The organism is Flavobacterium sp. RHBU_3, assembly GCF_046613565.1.
Classification (GTDB): Bacteria; Bacteroidota; Bacteroidia; order Flavobacteriales; family Flavobacteriaceae; genus Flavobacterium.
In genome coordinates this window covers 51,018-70,773 of sequence record NZ_JBKJHC010000010.1, presented here as the reverse complement: position 1 = coordinate 70,773, position 19,756 = coordinate 51,018, and the positions used below count along the sequence as shown (strand labels likewise).

The following is a 19,756-nucleotide window of genomic DNA, read 5'->3' as shown; positions in this document are numbered from 1 at the left end:
TCAGCCTGCTATAATCCAGCGCAGGGCTTCAATCATTTCCTTGCGCCACAGCTTTTCATTATGCTGGCCGTTATGCACTATCTTTTTGTACAGGCGGCTTTTGTCTTTTATACGTGCTAAGGCCAACTGCTCCATACGCTCCAGGTCGGGTATAGTATTGTGGCTTTCGCGGTCGCCTGCCATAAGGTAAATACGGCCCGTTATTTCGGGCGTATTTTCTACCTGTGTGTAAATTTTCTCCCCAAACCAAAACGAAGGCGAAAATGCTACTGCGCTGCCAAACACGTACGGGTGTTTCAGTACGGCATAAAACGATAGTAACCCGCCTATAGAACTCCCGAAAATACCTGTATTCCTGCTCTCGGGTAAAGTGCGGTAATGGCTGTCAATATAAGGTTTCAGGGTATTGATGACGAAGTCAAGATACACATCGGCATTGCCTCCGCCGTGTTCTTCATTCCTAAAAGGTGTCATTTCGGCTATGCGGTTTTTGCCGTGCTCAATGCCTATGATAATCGCATCTACGGGGTCGTGCTTTAACCGCTCATCGGCTATCCAGCTGAACTTTTCTTCTGCCCGCCCAAAAACGTGCTGCCCGTCGTTCATGTACACCACAGGATAACGAAAATCATTTGTGTTGTAACCCACAGGCAGGTGTACCCATATTTTCCGTTCCGAACCAAATTGCGGCGAATGAATAGAAAAGTTTACAGCGGTGTTTTTGGTGTTTTCCATAGCAGTGTGTTTGCAGCAAACCTGCATAATTTACAGGCGGGATTTAAAATAAATTGTTTTACCACCCCTCAACCGGACTATCGTATAGATGCATCTTTGTGACTTAGCGGCTTTGCGAGGAATTTTTACAATAAGGACAAAAACTTTCCGAAGAAAGCCAAAAAACTCAGCAGCTCAGTAGCTCAGCGGCTCAGCAGCTTTTTAGGGAATCAAATACAAAAAGATACCCGTAAAATGCAGTGCGCTGCCACCCAGTACAAACATGTGCCATATAGCGTGGTTGTACGGTATGCGCTCTTTGGCATAAAAATAAATACCAAATGTATAGCACAACCCTCCACCCAGAATGTAGAGCAGCATACCTGTAGAAAGGCTGCTTATCATGGGTTTTATGGCTACAATAATCAGCCAGCCCATAAGGGCGTATAGTGTAAGCGAAAGTTTGTCGTTGTAGCGCAGCGAGGTGAATTTAAATATAAACCCTACGATGGCAAGCGCCCATATCAGCCCGAAGATAGCCCAGCCCCATGCGCCTTTCAGCCCGATGAGGGCTACGGGAGTGTATGTGCCGGCAATAAGCAGGTAAATGCACAGGTGGTCGGCTTGTTTTAGTATGCGTTTCCACTTTAGCGTCCACACTGAGTGGTATACCGTAGAAGCCGTGTACAGCAATATAAGGCTGATGCCAAAAACCAGTGAAGCCGCTATATGCACCGCAGTACCATTCAATATACTGAATACAAGCATGGCTGCCAGCGCCACGACAGAAAGTACCGCGCCCGTGCCGTGGGTAAGGGCATTCCACAGTTCTTCGCTTTTACGGTTCTTTTTGGCTAAGGGTTTCATAGTGTCTGTTTTCACAAAGTTACGCAATAATGCTGCCAGACTATTTTCGGATTTGGTTAAAATTGAGCCTGTATAATTACAGTTTTTTACGGTTTTGTGAACAATACCCGTTTTTTTTGCCAGCACCGTATTTAGTTCATACATTAGTACCGCACACAATAGCAAATAACCAAAACTCATTACATGAAAACCTTACAAACTGTTATGCTGGCATTATGCCTGCTTTTTGGCCTGCCTGCCAGCTACGCCAAAGTAACCCTGCCAAGCTTTTTTACCAGTAACATGGTGCTGCAACAAAAGTCGGTAGTACCTTTTTTCGGAACCAGTACTGCCAAAGAAGTTATCATTACCAGCTCTTGGGACAAGAAAACCTACACCGCCACTACTGCCAATGGTAAGTGGGAAGTACAGCTTACCACGCCTGTTTACGGCGGGCCATATACCATACTGATTAAAGACGGCAAGGATAAAATTGAACTGAAAAACATCCTTATTGGCGAAGTATGGCTGTGCTCAGGGCAGAGTAATATGGAAATGCCGGTAGAAGGCTGGGGCAAGGTGGCCAACTACAAAGAAGAAATAGCCAATGCCAAATACCCTGATATACGCCTGTTGCAGGCAGAGCATGTTTTTAGCGAAAAACCGCTGGATGACCTTAAGCTGCAATTTGACGGATGGCAGGTGTGCAGCCCGTCTACCATAGGCGAATTTAGCAGTACGGCTTACTTTTTTGCACGTAAGGTGTACCAGGAAAAACATATTCCTATAGGGCTTATCCACAGCAGCTGGGGCGGTACCGTAGCCGAGGCCTGGACCAGTGCCGGTGCGCTTAAGGAAATACACGATTTTGACCAGGCTATAGAAGCCATGGAAGATCCTGAGGTGAAGAATGCGCTTCAGCGAAAATACGACAAGGATATGGCCGACTGGAATGCCCAGCTTACTGCTAAGGAAGGCAGCATGAAAGACGGTAAAATGATTTGGGCAGAAGCGGCTTTTAATGATGCTGCTTGGCCTACTATGCCGGTGCCTGCGTATTATGAAAATACCGTATTGCCAGATTTTGACGGTATAGTATGGTACCGCAAAACCTTTAACCTGCCAAATGGCGCACCCGGCGACGGAGTTTTGGAACTGTACGTAGACGACGATGAAATTACCTGGATAAACGGTGTACAGGTAGGCGCTACGCGTGGCTACAACACCCAAAGGAAATACACCATACCTGCTTCGGTATTCCGTAAAGGGGAAAACGTAATTGCCATCCGCAGTTTTGACGGTGCCGGTGGCGGTGGTATCTACGCACCAGAAAACATTGCTATAAAATTCAGCAATCTTTCGGTACCCTTATCGGGCCAGTGGAAATATAAAGTAGGCGTAAACAGCGCCGACCTACCTCCGCAGCCTTCTATGCCGGAGAACCAAAACAGGCCTGCAGTACTGTACAATGCCATGATTCACCCGATACAGAAATATAAAATAGCGGGCGTTATCTGGTACCAAGGCGAGGCCAATGCCAGCCGTGCGCAGCAGTACCAAAAGGTGTTTCCTACACTGATTAAGGATTGGCGCAAGCAGTTTAACAACCCTGCGCTACCGTTTTACTTTGTGCAGTTGGCCAACTACAAACAAATAAAAGACCAGCCTGCCGATGCCGAATGGGCTGAGCTGCGTGAGGCACAGTTTAAAACACTGGCACTACCGTATACCGGTATGGCTGTAATTACCGACATTGGTGCTGCCGATAACATTCACCCAACGAACAAACAGGATGTGGGTGGTCGTTTGGCATTAATAGCACTGGCTAAAATGTACGGCGTTAATGTTGCGTTTACAGGGCCTATATACAAGTCATTCATCAAGAAAGGCAATACCATAGTGATTGATTTCGTTCACAGGGAGGGTATTAAGGCTAAAGATGGTGAACTGAAAGGCTTTGCGATAGCCGGAGCCGATAAAAAGTTCTACTGGGCTGATGCCAAAGTGGTAGACGGCAGGGTAGTGGTTTCATCACCTGAGGTGAAGAATCCTGAGGCCGTGCGTTACAACTGGGCTGATAACCCGCAGGGTAACCTTACTAATGATTCGGGATTACCGGCTACATCATTCCGTACTGACAACTGGCCGGGCATAACCGACGGCAGGAAATAACCCTAAAATCATTACGATATGAAATTAGTAAAGATACTGTGCCTGTACGCACTTATGGTTGCTGGTGTTTGTGAGGGGCAAACCGCTGCCCGTAACTGGAACGGTAAAAGATGCGCCGTGGTGCTTACATATGATGATGCGCTTAATGTGCACCTTGATAAGGTTATCCCGCAGCTGAACAGTTTTGGGTTTAAAGGTACGTTTTACCTGATAGGTAATGCGCCCGTGGTAAGCAACCGCATTGACGATTGGCGGAAGGCTGCACAGCAGGGGCATGAGCTGGGTAACCACACCCTTAATCATCCGTGTATAGGCAGCCTGCCCGGGCGTGGGTTTATAACCCCCGAAACCGACCTGGCGCGTTATACCGTGGCGCGTGCGGTTAGCGAGATACGTGCTACCAATACCATTCTTAAAGCCATAGACGGAAAAAGCCTGCGTACGTTTGCCTACCCGTGTGGCGACCTTACCATAAACGATACACTGTTTTATGATAGGGTGAAGGCCGAATTTGCCTGTGGGCGTGGTGTGGCGCAGGGCTACCTTCAGGCAAAGGAAGTAAACCTGAGTGATGTGAATGCCTTTGCCGAAATAAACGCTACCGCAGAGCAAATGATAGCTGAGGTGGAAAAAGCAGAGAAAGCAGGTTCTTTTATCGTATTCATCTTTCATGGGGTGGGTGGCGAGCATCCGCTTAACGTAGACCTTGAAGAGCACCGTAAGCTGTTGGAATACCTTAAAAAGAAAGAAAAGGATATATGGGTTACCACCATGGTAGACCTGGCAGTATACATACAAAAAATGCAGGTTACAAAGCGCTGATGGGCATGATGTATAGAAAACGAAAATCCCTCTGTACTTAGTACAGAGGGATTTTTCTTTAGGGGTAGAAGTAAGGGCAAAAAACACAAATGGTAGTTGCCATTGGTTTAGGGGTTGCCTTTAGGGTATAGTAAAATGAGGTATAATGCCTTTATGCTGCTTTAGCAAAGGCTGTTAAAAAGTTTGTAGTAGTGGTGATAGTGTTATAACGCTGTTAAATAGCAGGTTATTGTAATCAGTAGCGTTTTTTTTCTTACAAAGGCAGTGGTGCATAGGCCATCCATTTTTTTATGACGGAAACACGTTCCTTTATAAAGCGTTCGGTGTAAAAGAAGTTCGACCAGTCATCAAAATTTTCATGATGGAACCCAAAATAGAACATAAAAAATCCAAGCCCGAACAGTTTCATACTACTTATTTCAGTATCGCTTACCGGGCGTACGCTACGGTAAGCCTCCAGGAATACTTTAAAACAGCGGTCGGCTTCTTCGCGGGTTCGTTTTCCGGTCATTACATCAAAAAAGTAGTGGATGTAAAAAGTGGTAATGTCGTTTATAAGATGCCCTTTTCCCGCAAAATCAAAATCGAAGAAGGTTATTTTATCCTCTCCCGAAAAATGGAAATTCTTCGGCAGGAAATCGTACTGGCAGTAACCGGTAGGAAAGTCCTGTAGCGGGAGTTTCTCCAGCTCGGTAATTACATAAGCCGTTGTTTCTTTAAGGTAGGCATATTCTTCGGGTAGCTGTTCAAAATCCGGGGCTATAACCTGTAAAGGTATGCGCAGCATGGTGTCTATGTTGTACTCCCTGCGCGCGTGCTTTAGCTTTGCTTTAGATGAAATGATGTGGAGTTTTGCCATCTCTGTGCCCAATAGCTTTAGCTGGGTATCGCACAGGTCGTACACGGGTGCTCCCTGGGCAAAAGTAAACAGCATTCCAAAACGCTGCCCTTCGGCGGCCTTAAAGGCGGTAAGCATGTCTCCGTATATGTTAGGAAGCGTATAGACTACGCTGGCTCCGTTATCTTTAAAAGCGGTAAGTAATTCGGCCTCGCTGCGTATTTCGGCTTCTGGGCGATGGCTGTCGCGGTATATTTTAAAGATGTATTTGGTTTCGGGTGTTTCTACAATGTAGGTGTCGCTTACGTTATGTATAAGCAATTTACATTCGGTTACTGTAAAACCATACATATGGGCTATATAACTGCCCACAGCATCGGCTTTAAGTACGGAATACTGGGTAGGGAAAAGGTTCATTATTATTAGGTCTGGGATATACTAAAAACAAAAAACCGGAAGTTTTAAAACTTCCGGTTTGTGGGGAGAGCAGGATTCGAACCTGCGAAGGTTTCCCAACGGATTTACAGTCCGTCCTCGTTGGCCGCTTGAGTATCTCCCCATAAAACTCAACTGAAACAGTTTCGTTTTTTTGCCATTGCGGTTGCAAATATAGTGTTGTTTTTTTAGTAACCAAACAAAAAATACGCTAAAAACTAAACTATTTTTTAATGTGCTGATGTATAGTGTGTAATGGCTGAAACTTTTTTTAGATAACCCGTGCTTAAAAGAAAACAGCCCCAAAATGGGGCTGCTTTATTGTGTTTGCGGTATGCTTATTTAATCAGCTTTGCTACTTCTGCAGCCAGGTTTTCGCCTACAACATCGCGTACTATTACTTTTCCGTTTGCATCCAGAAGGAACGGAGCCGGTATTTGCTCTACGCCATACATTAAGGCAATAGGGTCTTCCCAGCGCTTAAGGTTTGATACATGAGACCAAGTAAGGCCATCTTTTTTAATGGCGTCTTTCCAGGCTTGCTCATTGTCATCAAGTGATACACTTATAATGTTAAGGCCTTTGTCGTGGTATTTTTTGTAAAGCGCTACCAGAGCCGGGCTTTCCTTACGGCAAGGGCCGCACCAAGATGCCCAAAAGTCGATTATTGTGGCTTTTTTACCCATTACCTGCCCAAGGGCTAACTGGCCTCCTTCGGGTGTTTTACCTGAGAACTGAGGTGCTGTGTCGCCTACTTTTACAGTAGTTTTAGCAGGTGCGGCTGCGGGCTGAGGTACAGCAGCCTGTACTTCTTCCATTCTTTTAAAGTAATCGGCTATCTGCTTGCCTTGCACTGTGTTTTTTACGGCAGCATCCAGTTTATCAAACATGGCTTTAACCTCTTTGTCGTCTTTAAAGTGAAAACGGTGTACTATAGTAACACCATTAAGGCTGGCCAACGCTTTAGGGTTGTCGGTTACAAATTTTGTAATATCTGTTTCCAGCTTTTCAAGAAGCTCCTTGCGTTGCTTCATCAGCTTGTTAGTGGTTACTGTATCTTTTTTCTCTTCGGCTATCTTGTACTGCCTCAGGTTGTTTTTTTCAAAGCTTTGCAGCTTCATACGGTGGGTTTTAAAGGTCCTTTTCAGGTCTTCAAACTTCTCGTTGTTGTATGTGCCCGATAGTTTAGATTTTATAATGGTGTCTTTGTCCACTTCTATGTCTATACTGCCCGGCTCTAATACAAAATCAAGTGTTTCTGCCGATTTTGGCTGAAAGCGCAGGTAGTATACATCCGGGGCAGATATGGTGTCTTTAAACTTAAATTCGGCATTGTGTATCATTACCGTATCTATTGGGGTGGTTCCGTTTGGCAGCGGCCTTTCCAGGATTACCATTTTGCCTTCCCATGAAGGATCTACAGTGCCGGTAATTTCGTATTCTTTTTCGCCAAGCTGCTTGCACGATATGGCCAGCAGGGAAAGAGACAGTAGCAAAGCTATTTTTTTCATCTGTTGTTAATTCTTCTGTATTAAGAGATTGTTTGTTTTATTTTATAAAGATGCTTCCTGGTTTAGCGTGGTCTTTACCGTAGTGTTTTTAATACCGCCAAAACCTTTTTCTACGTTTATCATGTTGTGGTAGCCGCGCGCCTTAAGGATGCTGGCCATGATTATAGAACGGTATCCACCGGCGCAGTGCAGGTAAAAATTGTTGTCTTTAGGCACTTCGGCAAGTTGTTCGTTTACAAAATCCAAAGGTATGTTTAGCGCATTAATCACGTGGCCTGCCTCATATTCGCCCGGCCTGCGCGAATCTACCACCGTACAGGCTTCAGCTTGTAGCGCTGCGGCAAAGGTTTCAGGGCTTACAGAGCGTACGCTATCGGTTTCAAAGCCGGCTGCTTTCCATGCTGCTATGCCTCCTTCAAGATACCCCAGTGAATTATCGAACCCTACACGAGCCAGGCGGGTTACGGCTTCTTCTTCCTTACCCTCGGGGGTAACAAGCACTAACGGCTGGTTTACATCCATAATAAGTGCGCCTACCCACGGTGCGAAACCGCCGTGCAGCCCTATAAATATAGAACCCGGAATATGCTCTTTAATGTACTCATCCTCTGTTCTTACATCCAGTACTATGGCGCCGGTTTCGGTAGCTATAGCCTCAAACTGGGCAGGGGTAAGGGCTTTGGCACCTTTTTGTATAATGTTGTCCAGGCTGTCGTAGCCCTTAATGTTCATCAGTACATTTTGTGGAAAGTATGCCGGTGGCCTTCCCAGTCCGTCCAGCAGTTCAGCAATAAACTCCTCGCGGGTCATGTCTGCCCGAAGGGCATAGTTTGTTTTCTTTTGGTTACCCAGTGTATCGGTGGTTTCCTTGCTCATGTTTTTTCCGCATGCGCTGCCTGCACCGTGGCTTGGGTATACTATGGTTTCATCGGGTAGTACCATTACCTTGTTGCGCAGTGAGTCGTACAGGTGCGATGCCAGTACCTCCTGCGTAAGCTCACTTGTAAGTGCCTGTGCCAGGTCGGGCCTGCCCACATCGCCTATAAACAGGGTATCGCCGGTAATAATACCGTGAATGTTTTTGTCTTCATCCAGCAGCAGGTAGCAGGTGCTTTCCAGCGTGTGCCCAGGGGTATGTATGGCGCGTATAGTGTACTTGCCTACGGTAAATTCCTGCCCGTCTGTGGCTATAAGCGCATCAAACTCGGGCTGGGCAGTAGGGCCGTATACTATTTGTGCTCCGGTCTTATTAGCCAAATCCAGGTGTCCCGATACAAAATCGGCATGGAAATGGGTTTCAAAGATGTATTTTATCTGTGCACCGTCTTTAGTGGCACGGTCTATGTAGGGTTGTACTTCGCGCAGCGGGTCGAAAATGGCAGCCTCGCCATCGCTAACCAGGTAATAAGCTGCCTGTGCAATACATCCGGTATATATTTGTTCTATTTTCATTTTGTAGTGATTTGTGATGCCCCGCAGCGATATTCGTAATTTACAAATACAACATTGGGGTATTGATGCAAATATATCAATTTATAGCTTATGCAACCCTAAAATTATGGGGAGGTACGCCGTAACATTTCTGCCCTTAAATGTTATACCTGCCGAAAGAAAAGGCGTGTTAATGAAAATATAAAATTATCATTTTTATATTAAATAGGTGTTAAATAACTTTACAATTAAAAATGTCATAATATTATAGAATAAAATTTGCATATATAATAATTATAAGTAACTTTGTTAGAGTATTTACGATACAGACTGACTTACATAAAATTTGTCTTATTAAGCTACAACTATAGGTATGGCAACAACCACAACGCCCAAAAGAACGGGCATGTATGAAAACGTAAAAAACCAGTTTGAAAAGGCTGCAGGTGTAATGGGCCTTGATGACAGTTTAAAGAAAATCCTGTCTCTTACTAATAATGAAATAGTAGTTCACTTCCCGGTAAAAATGGACAACGGGGAGGTACAGGTATTTACCGGTTACCGCGTGCAGCACAACAATGCACTGGGGCCTTACAAAGGTGGCCTTCGCTACCACGAAACGGTAGACCTTGATGCAGCACGTGCATTGGCTACATGGATGACCTGGAAAACATCGCTTGCCGGACTGCCTTATGGTGGTGGTAAAGGTGGTATTCAGCTTGATCCTAAAAAGTACAGCCAGGCCGAACTGGAGCGTATTACCCGCAGGTTTACCTTTGCACTGGGTGATAACATAGGCCCGGAGCATGACATACCGGCACCGGATGTAAATACCAATGCCCAAATGATGGCGTGGATAGCAGATACTTATATGAGTACCAAGAGTCCGGCGGAGCGTAGTAAAAACCAACACGTAGTTACAGGAAAACCTGTAGGTTCGGGTGGTCTTGAAGGCCGCGACCGTGCTACCGGTTTTGGTGTGGTGGTAACCCTTGAATCTTGGGCTAAGCTGCGCAATACTTCGCTTGAAGGTAAAAAGTATATCATTCAGGGATTTGGTAATGTAGGGTACTGGAGCGCACACTTTATGAACAAAAACGGTGCTATACTTGTAGGTGTACAGGATGCCACCGGTACCATATACAATGCCGATGGTATAGACCCTGAAGCACTGCTTGACTACCAAAGCAAAAATGCTACAATTAAAGGCTTTACTGCCGATTATGATAGTGCTTCTTTCTTTGGTATCGATTGTGATATTGTTATCCCGGCTGCCCTGGGCAACCAGATTACCGAAGAAAATGCCGCTACTATTAAAGCCCGCGTAATTGCTGAAGGTGCTAACGGCCCTACAGACACTGAAGGTGAGGCTATACTACTGGCTAACGGCGTAGAGATTATTCCGGACATCCTGTGTAACTCGGGCGGTGTTATAGGTAGCTACTATGAGTGGCTGCAAAACCGTAACGGTGAGATATGGACTATGGATGACGTGATTACCAAACTGCGTAAGAAACTGGAAGACGCTTTTGGTAAAGTAGCCGAAACCGCTGACAAGTACAAAACCGACTGGAGGACTGCTGCTTATATAGTAGCGATTACCAGGATAGAAATGGCGTACAAGCAGAGGGGTATTTTCCCATAAAAACAACTTCTTATTATATATTCTACAGCAAAAGCACCTTATTTAAGGTGCTTTTTTTATATATTTGATTACCAATCATTATTTATGAAAGATAAATTGCGTAAGCTGCTGACTGGCACGAATATTATCGTTAGCTTTTTGATATTTAATATCATTGCGTATATTAGTTATGGTGTTCAGATAGGAGATTTAAATGATCCTCTTGGAAAAGCTGTTATGGCTACCGGTCATCTTCTTTGCTTTACTGCTACATTACTTTATTTTCTGAAAAACAGGGATATGTTTAAATAATCGAAGTATATGAAAAAGATATTCATCATAGCTGTTTTAATTACTGCCACGGCGGGCTTTGCGCAGCAGAAAAAGCTATCATTTACTGCCATACCACAGGATAGCCTGAAACTTAAGTTGCCCGATTTTAGTTATTTCAGTAAAAACTACGAAAGTGTTTTTGGGCGCTTCCAGTACACCTTTGACAGGGGTGCAATAAACAACCGCAGCATTTATGCCGCACCCGATGGCAATTATTACTCATTGGGCGATGGCCGTTATGTGCCTACCATGCCCATAGCCGGTAACTCGCCGTTGTTTTATAACTACCAGGGTGGCGATATAGTATCGGGGATTATTAATGCGATTACGGGTACCAACACCGAAATCTATATTTTTAAAAGTAACAAGTAGTTTTTGGGAACACTGATTCCGATAGCTATCGGGACTGATTTTTTTTGAACACTGATGACGCGTATTGGACGAATTCACACAGATTTTGATGTTTGAGTGAAGTTGCTTTCTTTCTGCTGGTGACTATATTGTGGACAAATCTTGGCGGCTTAGCGTCTTTGCGAGAAATTTTTCACCACAAGGTTCACCAAGACTTTCACAAGGTACACAAAACATGTAATTATACTCAATATGGGCACAAAGGCTTTCCTTTGGAAAGCCAAAGAAGCCCACAAAGCGACATGTATCCACACGATAGCTGTCGGAGAAGGGGGGCTCCTTACTTAACTATAAACTTATAGCCTATACCACGAATATTTACCAGTGATACGCTTTCTATACCTGCAAAGTGCTTGCGTATGCGGGTAATAAACACATCCATGCTGCGGGCATTAAAAAAAGTATCGTCGCCCCACAGTTCCATAAGTACCTGGTGGCGTTCCAGTATCTTGTTTTTGTGGGTTATAAGGCGGTGCAGCAATTCATTTTCCAGGTGGGTGAGCAGAATTTTTTTACCGTCGCGTTCCAGTTCCATGGTTTCGTAATTGTAGTGCAGGCCTGCAATTTCTACTGCACCAGGGCTCGCAGGTTCTTCTGTATTAACAGCCGTTTTGTTATGGCGTTTCAGTAGTTCCTTCATGCGTATCATAAGCTCTTCTATGCTAAAGGGCTTTTTTAGGTAGTCGTTGCCACCGGAATCGTATCCCTTAAGCACATCTTCGGTTAGCGAACGCGCCGTAAGAAAGATAACAGGCACATCGGGGTCGGTTTTCCTGAACTCTTTTACCAGAGAATAGCCGTCTATGCCGGGCAGCATAATGTCTACCACACAAATATCAAACTGATGGGGTACAAAACCCTCCAGTGCCTTGGCTCCGTCATGAAACCACCGTACCGAAAAACCGTTTCGGGTAAGCACATCAGTAGTTACCTTGCCCAGCATCAGCTCGTCTTCTACGTACAGTACCTTAATATCATCCATTTGTTTTGGGAATTGTTATTTCAAAAACCGTACCTTCGCCTAATTTGCTTTCTGCCAGTTTTATGCCTCCGCCATGCAGCTCCATAATATCCTTTACATAGCTTAGGCCCAGCCCGTAGCCTTTTACGGTATGCCTGTCGCCTTCGGGTACCCGGAAGTAAGGTTTAAAAATTTCCTTTTGGTATTCCTGGGGTATGCCTATGCCGTTATCTGCTACCTTAATGCTTACATTATTATTGTTATCTGTAGCGCTAATGGCTATGCGGATATCTTTTTTACTGTACTTAAAGGCATTGTCTATAAGATTACACAACACATTGGTTAAGTGTTCTTTATCTGCTAATATACTAATATCTTCGTGTAATCCGGTAAAAGTTATGGTAGCTTCTTTCTTGTCTGCCAGGGGGGTAACCGTTTTTTCCGCTTCCTGCAGCAGGCTGTTTACACTTACTTCCTCTTTTTGCAGTTGTAGTTTACCTTCGGCAAGGCTGGCGCTGTTCAGCATGGTTTCGGTCATAAACTGCAGGCGTTTCAGTCCGGACTGGATAATACCTATGTACTCGCGCGACATATTTTCATCCTGTATCATATTGTATTTGTCCAGTGCCTCAGTGGCAGCAAACAGCGTGGCTATGGGGGTTTTTATCTCATGGGTAATGTTGTGGGTAAAGTTGTCCTTCATTTCCATGAGCCTGCGGCTTTTGCTTATGTTTTTTACCAAAAGCAGTACCGATGTAACACAAACTGCAAGGCAAAGCAATGACAATAGTATAATGCCGCGCATATTCCATATAAGGAAATTACGAAGGTTTGTAAAAGATAAGGTGTAGTTGTCTTTTGGGTTTGTTTTAGACCCAACCTTAATGTCGTCTATATTATTTGTGGCCGGGGCATTTTTTTTCAGGCTGAATTCCAACCCCGGAAATTTTTTATTGATTTCTGCTTTCATAACCGGCTCCAGCATTTCGTTTACAAGGTTAACCAGCTTGTCCTTTTTCATAAGGCTGTCCAGTGCCTGTGTCAGTTTTTTTTCGTCCAGGTCGCCGCCGCTTACTACCTCTACATGTACCGCCGACTTTGGTTTCAGTGCCATCATTTCACCCAGGTTTTGGGGTGCTACCTTAACGTCTTTAGAAATACTGTTAGTAAGTATTAGTGCATCACGCCCCAGTACGTACTCTTTCATAATGTTTTCGGTTTCCTGCACGGTTACATCATGTCTGCTATTATATACATCGAAAAGCCAATAGCCCTGAAATGCAGTAAAAAACAGTATGATTAGCCCTGCGTAGAGCCATACCCAAAACATCCCCGTTTTTGTTTGTTTCATATTATTCATGCCCAAATGTAATTATTTTACCAAAGCGTTTTTGCCGCTTAACACTAAATAACACTAGATAATACTACATAACAATCCTTTGCTTTTTAGCGGTTTACATTTGTACTGTAATCTTAAAACAATATTTAGTCATGAAAACAAAATTGATATTACCGTTAGTGTTACTGTTAGTTTCATTAACAGCTTCGGCACAAAAAATAAGCGAATATAAACCGCAGATAGACGCTGTGGAAAAGATGTTTGCTACAAAAGATGTATCGGCTATTGCCGGCGTAATAAACGATCCGTATACCATTAATAAAGTATTTCCCGGTACTGAAGTAAAAGCACTTCCGCAGATATTGCAGCAATTACCTGATTTTGACAGTTACCAGATAATTTCTGAAACCAAAGAGAAAGACGGTGTAAGGCTTAAAGTAGATTTCTTTATAAAAGACTACGGCATGTTTGCTTACGCTACCAACTTCCTTATACTGGACAGCAATAAAAAGATAGCGGAGCTTAACGTACTTGAAGGTGCACAAGTAGACACCAAACTGCCTACAGCGCAGAATTAATCCTTAAACAACATTTTTAACTACACATAAATATTTTAAACAAAATTAGTCATGAAAACAAAATTGATATTGCCGCTAATACTACTGTTTGCATCATTAACAGTGTCGGCTCAGAAAAAAAGTGAGTACAAAGCCCAGGTTGATGCCGTGCTGACTACACTGAATACGCAAAATGCCGATGCTCTAAAAGGCTATTTGGCTGAAGGCTACACCGTAGGCCAGTTAGAACCGGGTACTGAAGATTTACTGTTGCCTCAGATACTGCAACAGTTGCCAAAATTTGACAGTTACGAGATAAAAAGTGAAACGAAGGAGAATGGCAATATCCGTATTAAGGTAGACTTTATTATAAAAGGTGCCAATTTCAGGTATCCGGCTAATTTGCTTATTGCTGCCAAAAGCAATAAGATACAAGAACTAAATATCCTGGAACAGGCGCAAGTAAGCGTTGAGGAAGGAAACTAATTGTTTTTGTGATTGACAGCGGCATGGGCTTTAGCCCCCGTGCTGCAAAAAAAAGGAGGCCTTAAAGCCTCCTTTTCGTTATAATTAACCTCCCATATAGTCGCCGCCGCCGTCGTCCTGGCGTTGGCGTTGTTGTTCTTTCTGCCTGTCGTTTTTGTTCATGTTAAAACGGTAGGTAAACGATAGTGTTACCTGCCTTACACGCCATTGCATTTCGCTGTATGATTGTACCTGGCCTGCTATATACGTTTCATTCTTCATCTTACGCGAGTTGAAAATATCCTGTACATTCAGGGCTATGGTAGCTTTGTCTTTTAGTATATCCTTGCTAAGTGCTGTGTTAAGGCCTGCCTGCGCGCGGCGTTTGCCCTGTGCACTTTTTTGTGGCGCCTCATACTGGCCGTTCAGCTGCCAGTCTATTTTGTATGGCAGCGTGATTTTAGAGTTGATACGGCTTGTCCAGGTATAGGCTGTAAAGTTAAAGTCCTGGTAGTCGGTAATGGTTTCTCCGGTATCGCTGTCCTGGTAGCTAAAGGTGTAGTCACCTTTGGTTTGGTTACGGAAAAAGTTGAAGTTACTGTTTATTCTCCACCATTTAAACGGATTGTAGTTTATGTTAAACTCAAAACCGAAACGGTATTCGCTGGCAAGGTTAATAGGGGTGGTAAGTATTACCGGTGTCCTTACATCCTGTCCGTCTACTACGGTAACAGAACCGTCAGGGTTTACAATATCTTCGCCGCCTACGGCCTGTGTTACATAATCGCCCGATAGCTGCCTTACAAACTGGAAACTGTCGTCAGTTACGTTCAGGTAGGCAGATGTGCTTAGTGTTACCTTATCCCACTTTTTAAGGTAAGCAAGGTCTATAGCGTGTGTTTTACTCGGGTTTAGCTCCGGGTTACCCCTAAAGATGTTAATGTTACTTTGAAGGCCCGAGAACGGGTTAAGGAACCTGCCGCGCGGACGGTTTATACGACGGCTGTAGCTTAGTGTAAGGTTACTACCGTTAGAAAACTCGTACCCTAAGAATGCACTTGGGAAAAAGTTGTTATAATGCTTGTTGTGGTAGTCGTCCAGGTTTAGCTGGTTTACATCTATGTTAGAGTCTTCCCAGCGCAACCCTGCCATATAAGAGAATTTACCTATTTTGTTTCCGTACTGGGTGTATAGGGCATTTACTTTCTCTTTGTACTCCAGCAGGTTGCTGTAGTTTGCGTTGTTTACCCATTCACCGCTTTCCAGGTTTTCGGCTACGGCATCGGTAGTTATGGTTGCAAAACTGCCGCGGTACCCTGCTTCAAATTTTCCGTTTTCACCTACAGGCAATACATAGTCGGCCTGAACCAGTCCGCGGGTTTCGTCCTGGTCGTTACGGGTGCGCTGGTATGTGTCGTCTGATGTATCTGCAGCATTCAGTATCATGTCCGAAATATTGGCATCCTCATCATCCATATTCTTGGAAATTGAAGCATCTACCTTAAGTTCGTGTCCTTTTTTGTTGAATTTCTTCAGGAAGCTTGTAGCGTAGTTTACGTTACTTTCCTTATCGTCTTCGTCGTTGTAGCGGTAGCGGGTGTTGTTAAAACTGCCATCGGCAAAATAGTTGTCGTAGTAGGTTTTTGCCGGGTTTCCACCCACATTTCGGCGTAAACTAACCGTATTTGTCCAGGTAAAGGTACTGTCTATAAACCACTCCAGGCCCAGGCTGGCGTTATAGCCTTTGCGAAGGCGTTCGTTAGTACGGCGCTCGTTTGTATAGCTTGTAGTGTTGTTATCTTCATCAAGGTAACGGCTGTTTGTAAACGAGTTGCCCGGGTTGTTACGATAGTTGTACCCAAGGTTGCTAAACAGGTTAAAGTTGTCGCCCCTAAAGTTAAGGTTAGTGCTTATACCGTGGTTAGCCGGGTCGCCGGTATTGGCTATAACAGATCCGTTAAAGCCATTTGCCTTACCCTTTTTAAGGATAATGTTTACAATACCGCCCCCGCCTTCGGCATCATAGCGCGCCGATGGGTTTGTTATTACTTCCACCTTATCCACAGAGTCTGCCGGAAGCAGGCGCAGCACTTCGGTTACGTTACTGCCTGCAAGGTTGCTGGGGCGGCCGTCTATAAGTATGGTTACACTCTGGTTACCACGCAGTGCCACGTTACCTTCGGCATCTACAGAAAGCGAAGGTACGTTGTCCAGCACGTCGCTTACGGTACCGCCTTTTACCATCATGTCGTTGCCCACGCTGTATACGCGTTTGTCCAGTTTTATCTCTACTGTGCTACGTTCTGATGTAATTTCCACGTCTTTAAGTACGGTAGCATCGGGTGCCAGGGTTATTACACCCAGGTTAGTATCTCCGGTTATTTGTTTACCGCTTATTACCTGCGGCTTAAACGAAATGAAATCGAATTTAATGTTGTAGGTGCCCGGTTTTACCTCTAGGCTATATTGACCGTTAGCATCGGTAAGGCCACCGGCTACGGTTACATTATCAGTAGTTTGTATAATAACGTTTGTAAATTCCAGGGGCTGCTTGCTGTCCTGCTCCATTACTTTACCGGTAACTTTTACGGTACCGCCACCACCACGCTGGGCAGGTGATTGCGCAAAACCGGTAAATGCCATAAGCATAAACACAAGTAAAAAGGTTGTGTACAGATGTTTTTTCATGAAATAATATATAGTAAGTTTAGGTGATTTGACGCTGTGTATACCAAAAGGTTTAATCTGTAATTCTTAAAGCTTTGTTAAATTCTATTACAGAATTTCGTGGATGCGCTCAGCCGGACGGGCTATTACAGCCTTGTTGGCGTTTACTACTATGGGGCGCTCTATAAGTACAGGGTTTTGTGCCAATGCCTGTAGTATCTCGTCATCGGTAAGGTTTTTATCCTTGTACTGTTCTTTCCACAGGGCTTCTTTGGTGCGTACTAAGTCTATAGGCGCTATGCCCAGTTTTTTTATAAGGGCAGTAAGCTCGTTTTGGGTAAGCGGCTCCTTAATGTAGTTAATGGTTGTAAACGGAAGGTTTAGGTTTTCAATAAGTTGTAGTCCCTCTCTCGATTTGCCGCAACGGGGATTATGGTATATGGTAAGCACTTTTAATTCTTTTTTGCAAAGGTATGCCAATATCATTACAAATTATTGTATATTTAATGTACTAATACAAAAACTAACAATTCTTTAATAATGTTTATAGAGCAGGCTTACAGCAGTAATTTTAAATTTAGCAGGTACATACCATTTTCGGCATTTTTTATTTCTATAATACTGCTTAACCTTGCCGCGATTATTTATTACAACATAGACCAGAATGCTGTTATGCAACAGGAGATAGAGCAATCTGGCGAAATGCCTGTATTTGTACAAACTGTGGGGCCTATGGGTATTTTCCTGCTTATGCTGTTAGGGTATGTAATGCTGGTGCATCATCAGTCCGTTCGCAGCCTTACCACATCGCGCAGCAGCGTAGACTGGAAACGGATTTTTACCTCATTTTTTATATGGGGTACATTTAACGCCGTTACCATATTTGCGTCGTACTATGCAAGCCCCGAAAGCTTTGTGCTGAATTTTCACTTAAAGCCGTTCCTTATACTTACTGCCATATCTGTAGTGCTGCTGCCCATGCAAACCAGCTTTGAAGAATATTTTTTCAGGGGCTACCTTATGCAGGGTATAGGCATTGCCACCCGTAGCAGGCTGGTGCCTTTTATTGTAACCTCGGTTATGTTCGGGCTTATGCACATAGCCAACCCCGAGGTGGCAGCCATGGGGCCGCTGGTACTGCTGTATTACATTGGTACGGGTTTCTTTTTAGGGATTATAACCCTTATGGACGAAGGCCTGGAACTGTCATTGGGTTTTCATGCGGCTAATAACCTTGTGGCCTGCCTGCTGCTTACCAGCGATTACAGCGCCATACAAACTCCGTCTGTGTTTAAAGACGTTACAGCACCATCGGCAGGTATAGATGTGCTTTTGCCGGTGCTGGTACTGTACCCTATATTGCTGTTTATTTTCTCCAGAATATATAAATGGAACAACTGGAAACAACGCCTTACAGGCAAGATAGTGCTTCCGGAAGTTCCGGCTTAACAACCTAAAATCGATACATTATGCACCACCACGAATCAGGATTTGTACACCCCGACTTCAGGCTGAACGGTTTTCGCCTGTCGGCAGAGGAACTTCGCAAACTGGCTTACGATCTTATAAAAGAGGGTGAGCCCCATGAGAAACCTGTGGGCGATTTTTTGCTGGACTGGTTTGATGACAGAGATTATGTAGCCATACGTACTTCCGGTACTACAGGTACACCTAAGCTTGTACGCATTAAAAAAGAGCATATGGTAAACTCGGCAATGGCTACCGCAGATTTTTTTAACGAGCACAGCCATACCAAAGCGTTATTGTGCCTGCCTGCCCAATATGTAGCCGGTAAAATGATGTTGGTGCGTGCCATGATAAATGGCTGGAAGCTGGATATGGCTCCGCCGGTGTCTAATCCGCTGGAAGGGAACGATAAGGTATACGATTTTGCTGCTATGGTACCCCTGCAGGCAGAACATTCGTTTGAAAAGCTGGGCCAGGTAAAAAAACTGATACTGGGCGGTGGCAGGGTAAGTCCGTCTTTGGCGGCAAAACTGCAAACCCTGTCTACCGAAATTTGGGAAACCTATGCCATGACCGAAACCGTAACCCATATTGCAGCAAAGCGTATTGGAGAGGTGGCGTTTACAACACTGCCGGGCGTAAGTGTAAGTACCGATGCCCGTGGCTGCCTGGTAATACATGCACCAAATGTAGCCGATACCACGGTGGTAACAAACGACCTAGCTACCGTGCAGGATGCCGAACACTTCATCTGGCAGGGCAGGGTAGATAATGTAATAAACAGCGGCGGCATAAAGCTGTACCCCGAACAGATAGAGGAAAAGCTGTCGTCGTTTATTTCGCAGCGCTTTTTTGTACACGGCATTCAGGATGATATTTTAGGCGAAAGACTGGTGCTGGTAGTAGAGGGAGAGCCTTATATAATTAGCAGTGATGCTTACATAGCCCTTGATAAATACGAAAAGCCTAAAGAGGTACTGTTTGTAGCACAGTTTGCAGAAACCGGCACCGGTAAGATACAGCGCAGCGAAACGGTAAAGATTCTTTTTACTGAGGAAAGGGCGTAGTTTATACTTATGTATATCTGACTCCAATTCCGTCTGTCATTGCGAGGAGGAACGACGAAGCAATCTCATCGTCAGGCTAAAACCACCTTATAAGAT

At 44.4% G+C, this 19,756-nt stretch carries 18 protein-coding genes and 1 tRNA gene; 9 read left to right on the top strand and 10 right to left on the bottom strand.

Going from position 1 to position 19,756, the window contains the following annotated elements; translation table 11 throughout:
• Together ACLI1A_RS14460 and trhA are read right to left on the bottom strand one after the other, a co-directional pair.
• Entirely contained in the window at window positions 1-735 is a 735-nt protein-coding gene (locus ACLI1A_RS14460) for an alpha/beta hydrolase (protein ID WP_411409387.1), read from the bottom strand.
• Between the two features lie 201 nt (window positions 736-936).
• Window positions 937-1,581, bottom strand: a complete 645-nt coding sequence (trhA, locus tag ACLI1A_RS14455) for a PAQR family membrane homeostasis protein TrhA (RefSeq protein ID WP_411409386.1) — start codon at window positions 1,579-1,581, stop codon at window positions 937-939.
• Between the two features lie 183 nt (window positions 1,582-1,764).
• Between trhA and ACLI1A_RS14450 the strand changes: the two genes are divergently transcribed.
• Together ACLI1A_RS14450 and ACLI1A_RS14445 are read left to right on the top strand one after the other, a co-directional pair.
• Entirely contained in the window at window positions 1,765-3,732 is a 1,968-nt protein-coding gene (locus tag ACLI1A_RS14450; protein ID WP_411409385.1) for a sialate O-acetylesterase, read from the top strand.
• Window positions 3,733-3,750: 18 nt separating this feature from the next.
• The gene (locus ACLI1A_RS14445) at window positions 3,751-4,554 is read left to right on the top strand and encodes a polysaccharide deacetylase family protein (protein WP_411409384.1); all 804 of its coding nucleotides are present in this window, start codon (window positions 3,751-3,753) and stop codon (window positions 4,552-4,554) included.
• Between the two features lie 253 nt (window positions 4,555-4,807).
• Here the strand turns inward: ACLI1A_RS14445 and ACLI1A_RS14440 are convergent, their stop codons facing one another.
• From ACLI1A_RS14440 to ACLI1A_RS14425, 4 genes are all read right to left on the bottom strand, one after another.
• A complete protein-coding gene (locus ACLI1A_RS14440; protein WP_411409383.1) occupies window positions 4,808-5,809 on the bottom strand; it encodes a phosphotransferase enzyme family protein in 1,002 nt (333 codons plus the stop codon).
• A 61-nt stretch (window positions 5,810-5,870) separates the two neighbouring features.
• A tRNA-Tyr gene (locus ACLI1A_RS14435) sits at window positions 5,871-5,951 on the bottom strand.
• A gap of 214 nt (window positions 5,952-6,165) precedes the next feature.
• Entirely contained in the window at window positions 6,166-7,338 is a 1,173-nt protein-coding gene (locus ACLI1A_RS14430; protein WP_411409382.1) for a redoxin domain-containing protein, read from the bottom strand.
• A 42-nt stretch (window positions 7,339-7,380) separates the two neighbouring features.
• Window positions 7,381-8,790 carry an MBL fold metallo-hydrolase gene (locus tag ACLI1A_RS14425; protein ID WP_411409381.1) on the bottom strand — a complete coding sequence of 470 codons (1,410 nt, stop codon included), beginning with the start codon at window positions 8,788-8,790 and terminating at the stop codon, window positions 7,381-7,383.
• A 352-nt stretch (window positions 8,791-9,142) separates the two neighbouring features.
• On the opposite strand from ACLI1A_RS14425, the gene ACLI1A_RS14420 reads away from it, so the two are divergent.
• The 3 genes from ACLI1A_RS14420 to ACLI1A_RS14410 all read left to right on the top strand — a co-directional run bounded on the left by ACLI1A_RS14420 (window position 9,143) and on the right by ACLI1A_RS14410 (window position 11,098).
• A complete protein-coding gene (locus ACLI1A_RS14420) occupies window positions 9,143-10,414 on the top strand; it encodes a Glu/Leu/Phe/Val family dehydrogenase (protein ID WP_411409380.1) in 1,272 nt (423 codons plus the stop codon).
• Between the two features lie 84 nt (window positions 10,415-10,498).
• Window positions 10,499-10,705, top strand: a complete 207-nt coding sequence (locus ACLI1A_RS14415; protein ID WP_411409379.1) for a hypothetical protein — start codon at window positions 10,499-10,501, stop codon at window positions 10,703-10,705.
• 9 nt (window positions 10,706-10,714) lie between these two features.
• The gene (locus tag ACLI1A_RS14410) at window positions 10,715-11,098 is read left to right on the top strand and encodes a hypothetical protein (RefSeq protein WP_411409378.1); all 384 of its coding nucleotides are present in this window, start codon (window positions 10,715-10,717) and stop codon (window positions 11,096-11,098) included.
• A 319-nt stretch (window positions 11,099-11,417) separates the two neighbouring features.
• On the opposite strand, the gene ACLI1A_RS14405 is transcribed toward ACLI1A_RS14410, so the two are convergent.
• Window positions 11,418-12,119: a response regulator transcription factor gene (locus tag ACLI1A_RS14405; protein ID WP_411409377.1), complete on the bottom strand. Its 702-nt coding sequence runs from the start codon at window positions 12,117-12,119 to the stop codon at window positions 11,418-11,420.
• Window positions 12,112-13,449 carry a sensor histidine kinase gene (locus ACLI1A_RS14400; RefSeq protein ID WP_411409376.1) on the bottom strand — a complete coding sequence of 446 codons (1,338 nt, stop codon included), beginning with the start codon at window positions 13,447-13,449 and terminating at the stop codon, window positions 12,112-12,114. Before ACLI1A_RS14400 ends, ACLI1A_RS14405 begins: the two co-directional genes overlap by 8 nt.
• Window positions 13,450-13,589: 140 nt before the next feature.
• On the opposite strand from ACLI1A_RS14400, the gene ACLI1A_RS14395 reads away from it, so the two are divergent.
• On the top strand, window positions 13,590-14,015 hold the full coding sequence (locus ACLI1A_RS14395; protein ID WP_411409375.1) for a hypothetical protein: 426 nt from the start codon (window positions 13,590-13,592) through the stop codon (window positions 14,013-14,015).
• Window positions 14,016-14,066: 51 nt separating this feature from the next.
• Window positions 14,067-14,480, top strand: coding sequence for a hypothetical protein (locus tag ACLI1A_RS14390; protein WP_411409374.1), 414 nt, complete (start codon window positions 14,067-14,069; stop codon window positions 14,478-14,480).
• A gap of 84 nt (window positions 14,481-14,564) precedes the next feature.
• On the opposite strand, the gene ACLI1A_RS14385 is transcribed toward ACLI1A_RS14390, so the two are convergent.
• Both ACLI1A_RS14385 and arsC read right to left on the bottom strand, forming a co-directional pair.
• Complete coding sequence (locus ACLI1A_RS14385) at window positions 14,565-17,147, bottom strand: TonB-dependent receptor domain-containing protein (protein ID WP_411409373.1); 2,583 nt, start codon at window positions 17,145-17,147, stop codon at window positions 14,565-14,567.
• Window positions 17,148-17,234: 87 nt separating this feature from the next.
• Window positions 17,235-17,576, bottom strand: coding sequence for an arsenate reductase (glutaredoxin) (gene arsC, locus ACLI1A_RS14380; protein WP_411409490.1), 342 nt, complete (start codon window positions 17,574-17,576; stop codon window positions 17,235-17,237).
• Window positions 17,577-17,666: 90 nt separating this feature from the next.
• Between arsC and ACLI1A_RS14375 the strand changes: the two genes are divergently transcribed.
• Both ACLI1A_RS14375 and ACLI1A_RS14370 read left to right on the top strand, forming a co-directional pair.
• Window positions 17,667-18,575, top strand: coding sequence for a lysostaphin resistance A-like protein (locus tag ACLI1A_RS14375; protein WP_411409372.1), 909 nt, complete (start codon window positions 17,667-17,669; stop codon window positions 18,573-18,575).
• Between the two features lie 20 nt (window positions 18,576-18,595).
• Window positions 18,596-19,660 (top strand): AMP-binding protein, encoded by a 1,065-nt coding sequence (locus ACLI1A_RS14370; RefSeq protein WP_411409371.1) that lies wholly within the window; start codon window positions 18,596-18,598, stop codon window positions 19,658-19,660.
• The last annotated feature ends 96 nt before the right edge of the window (window positions 19,661-19,756 follow it).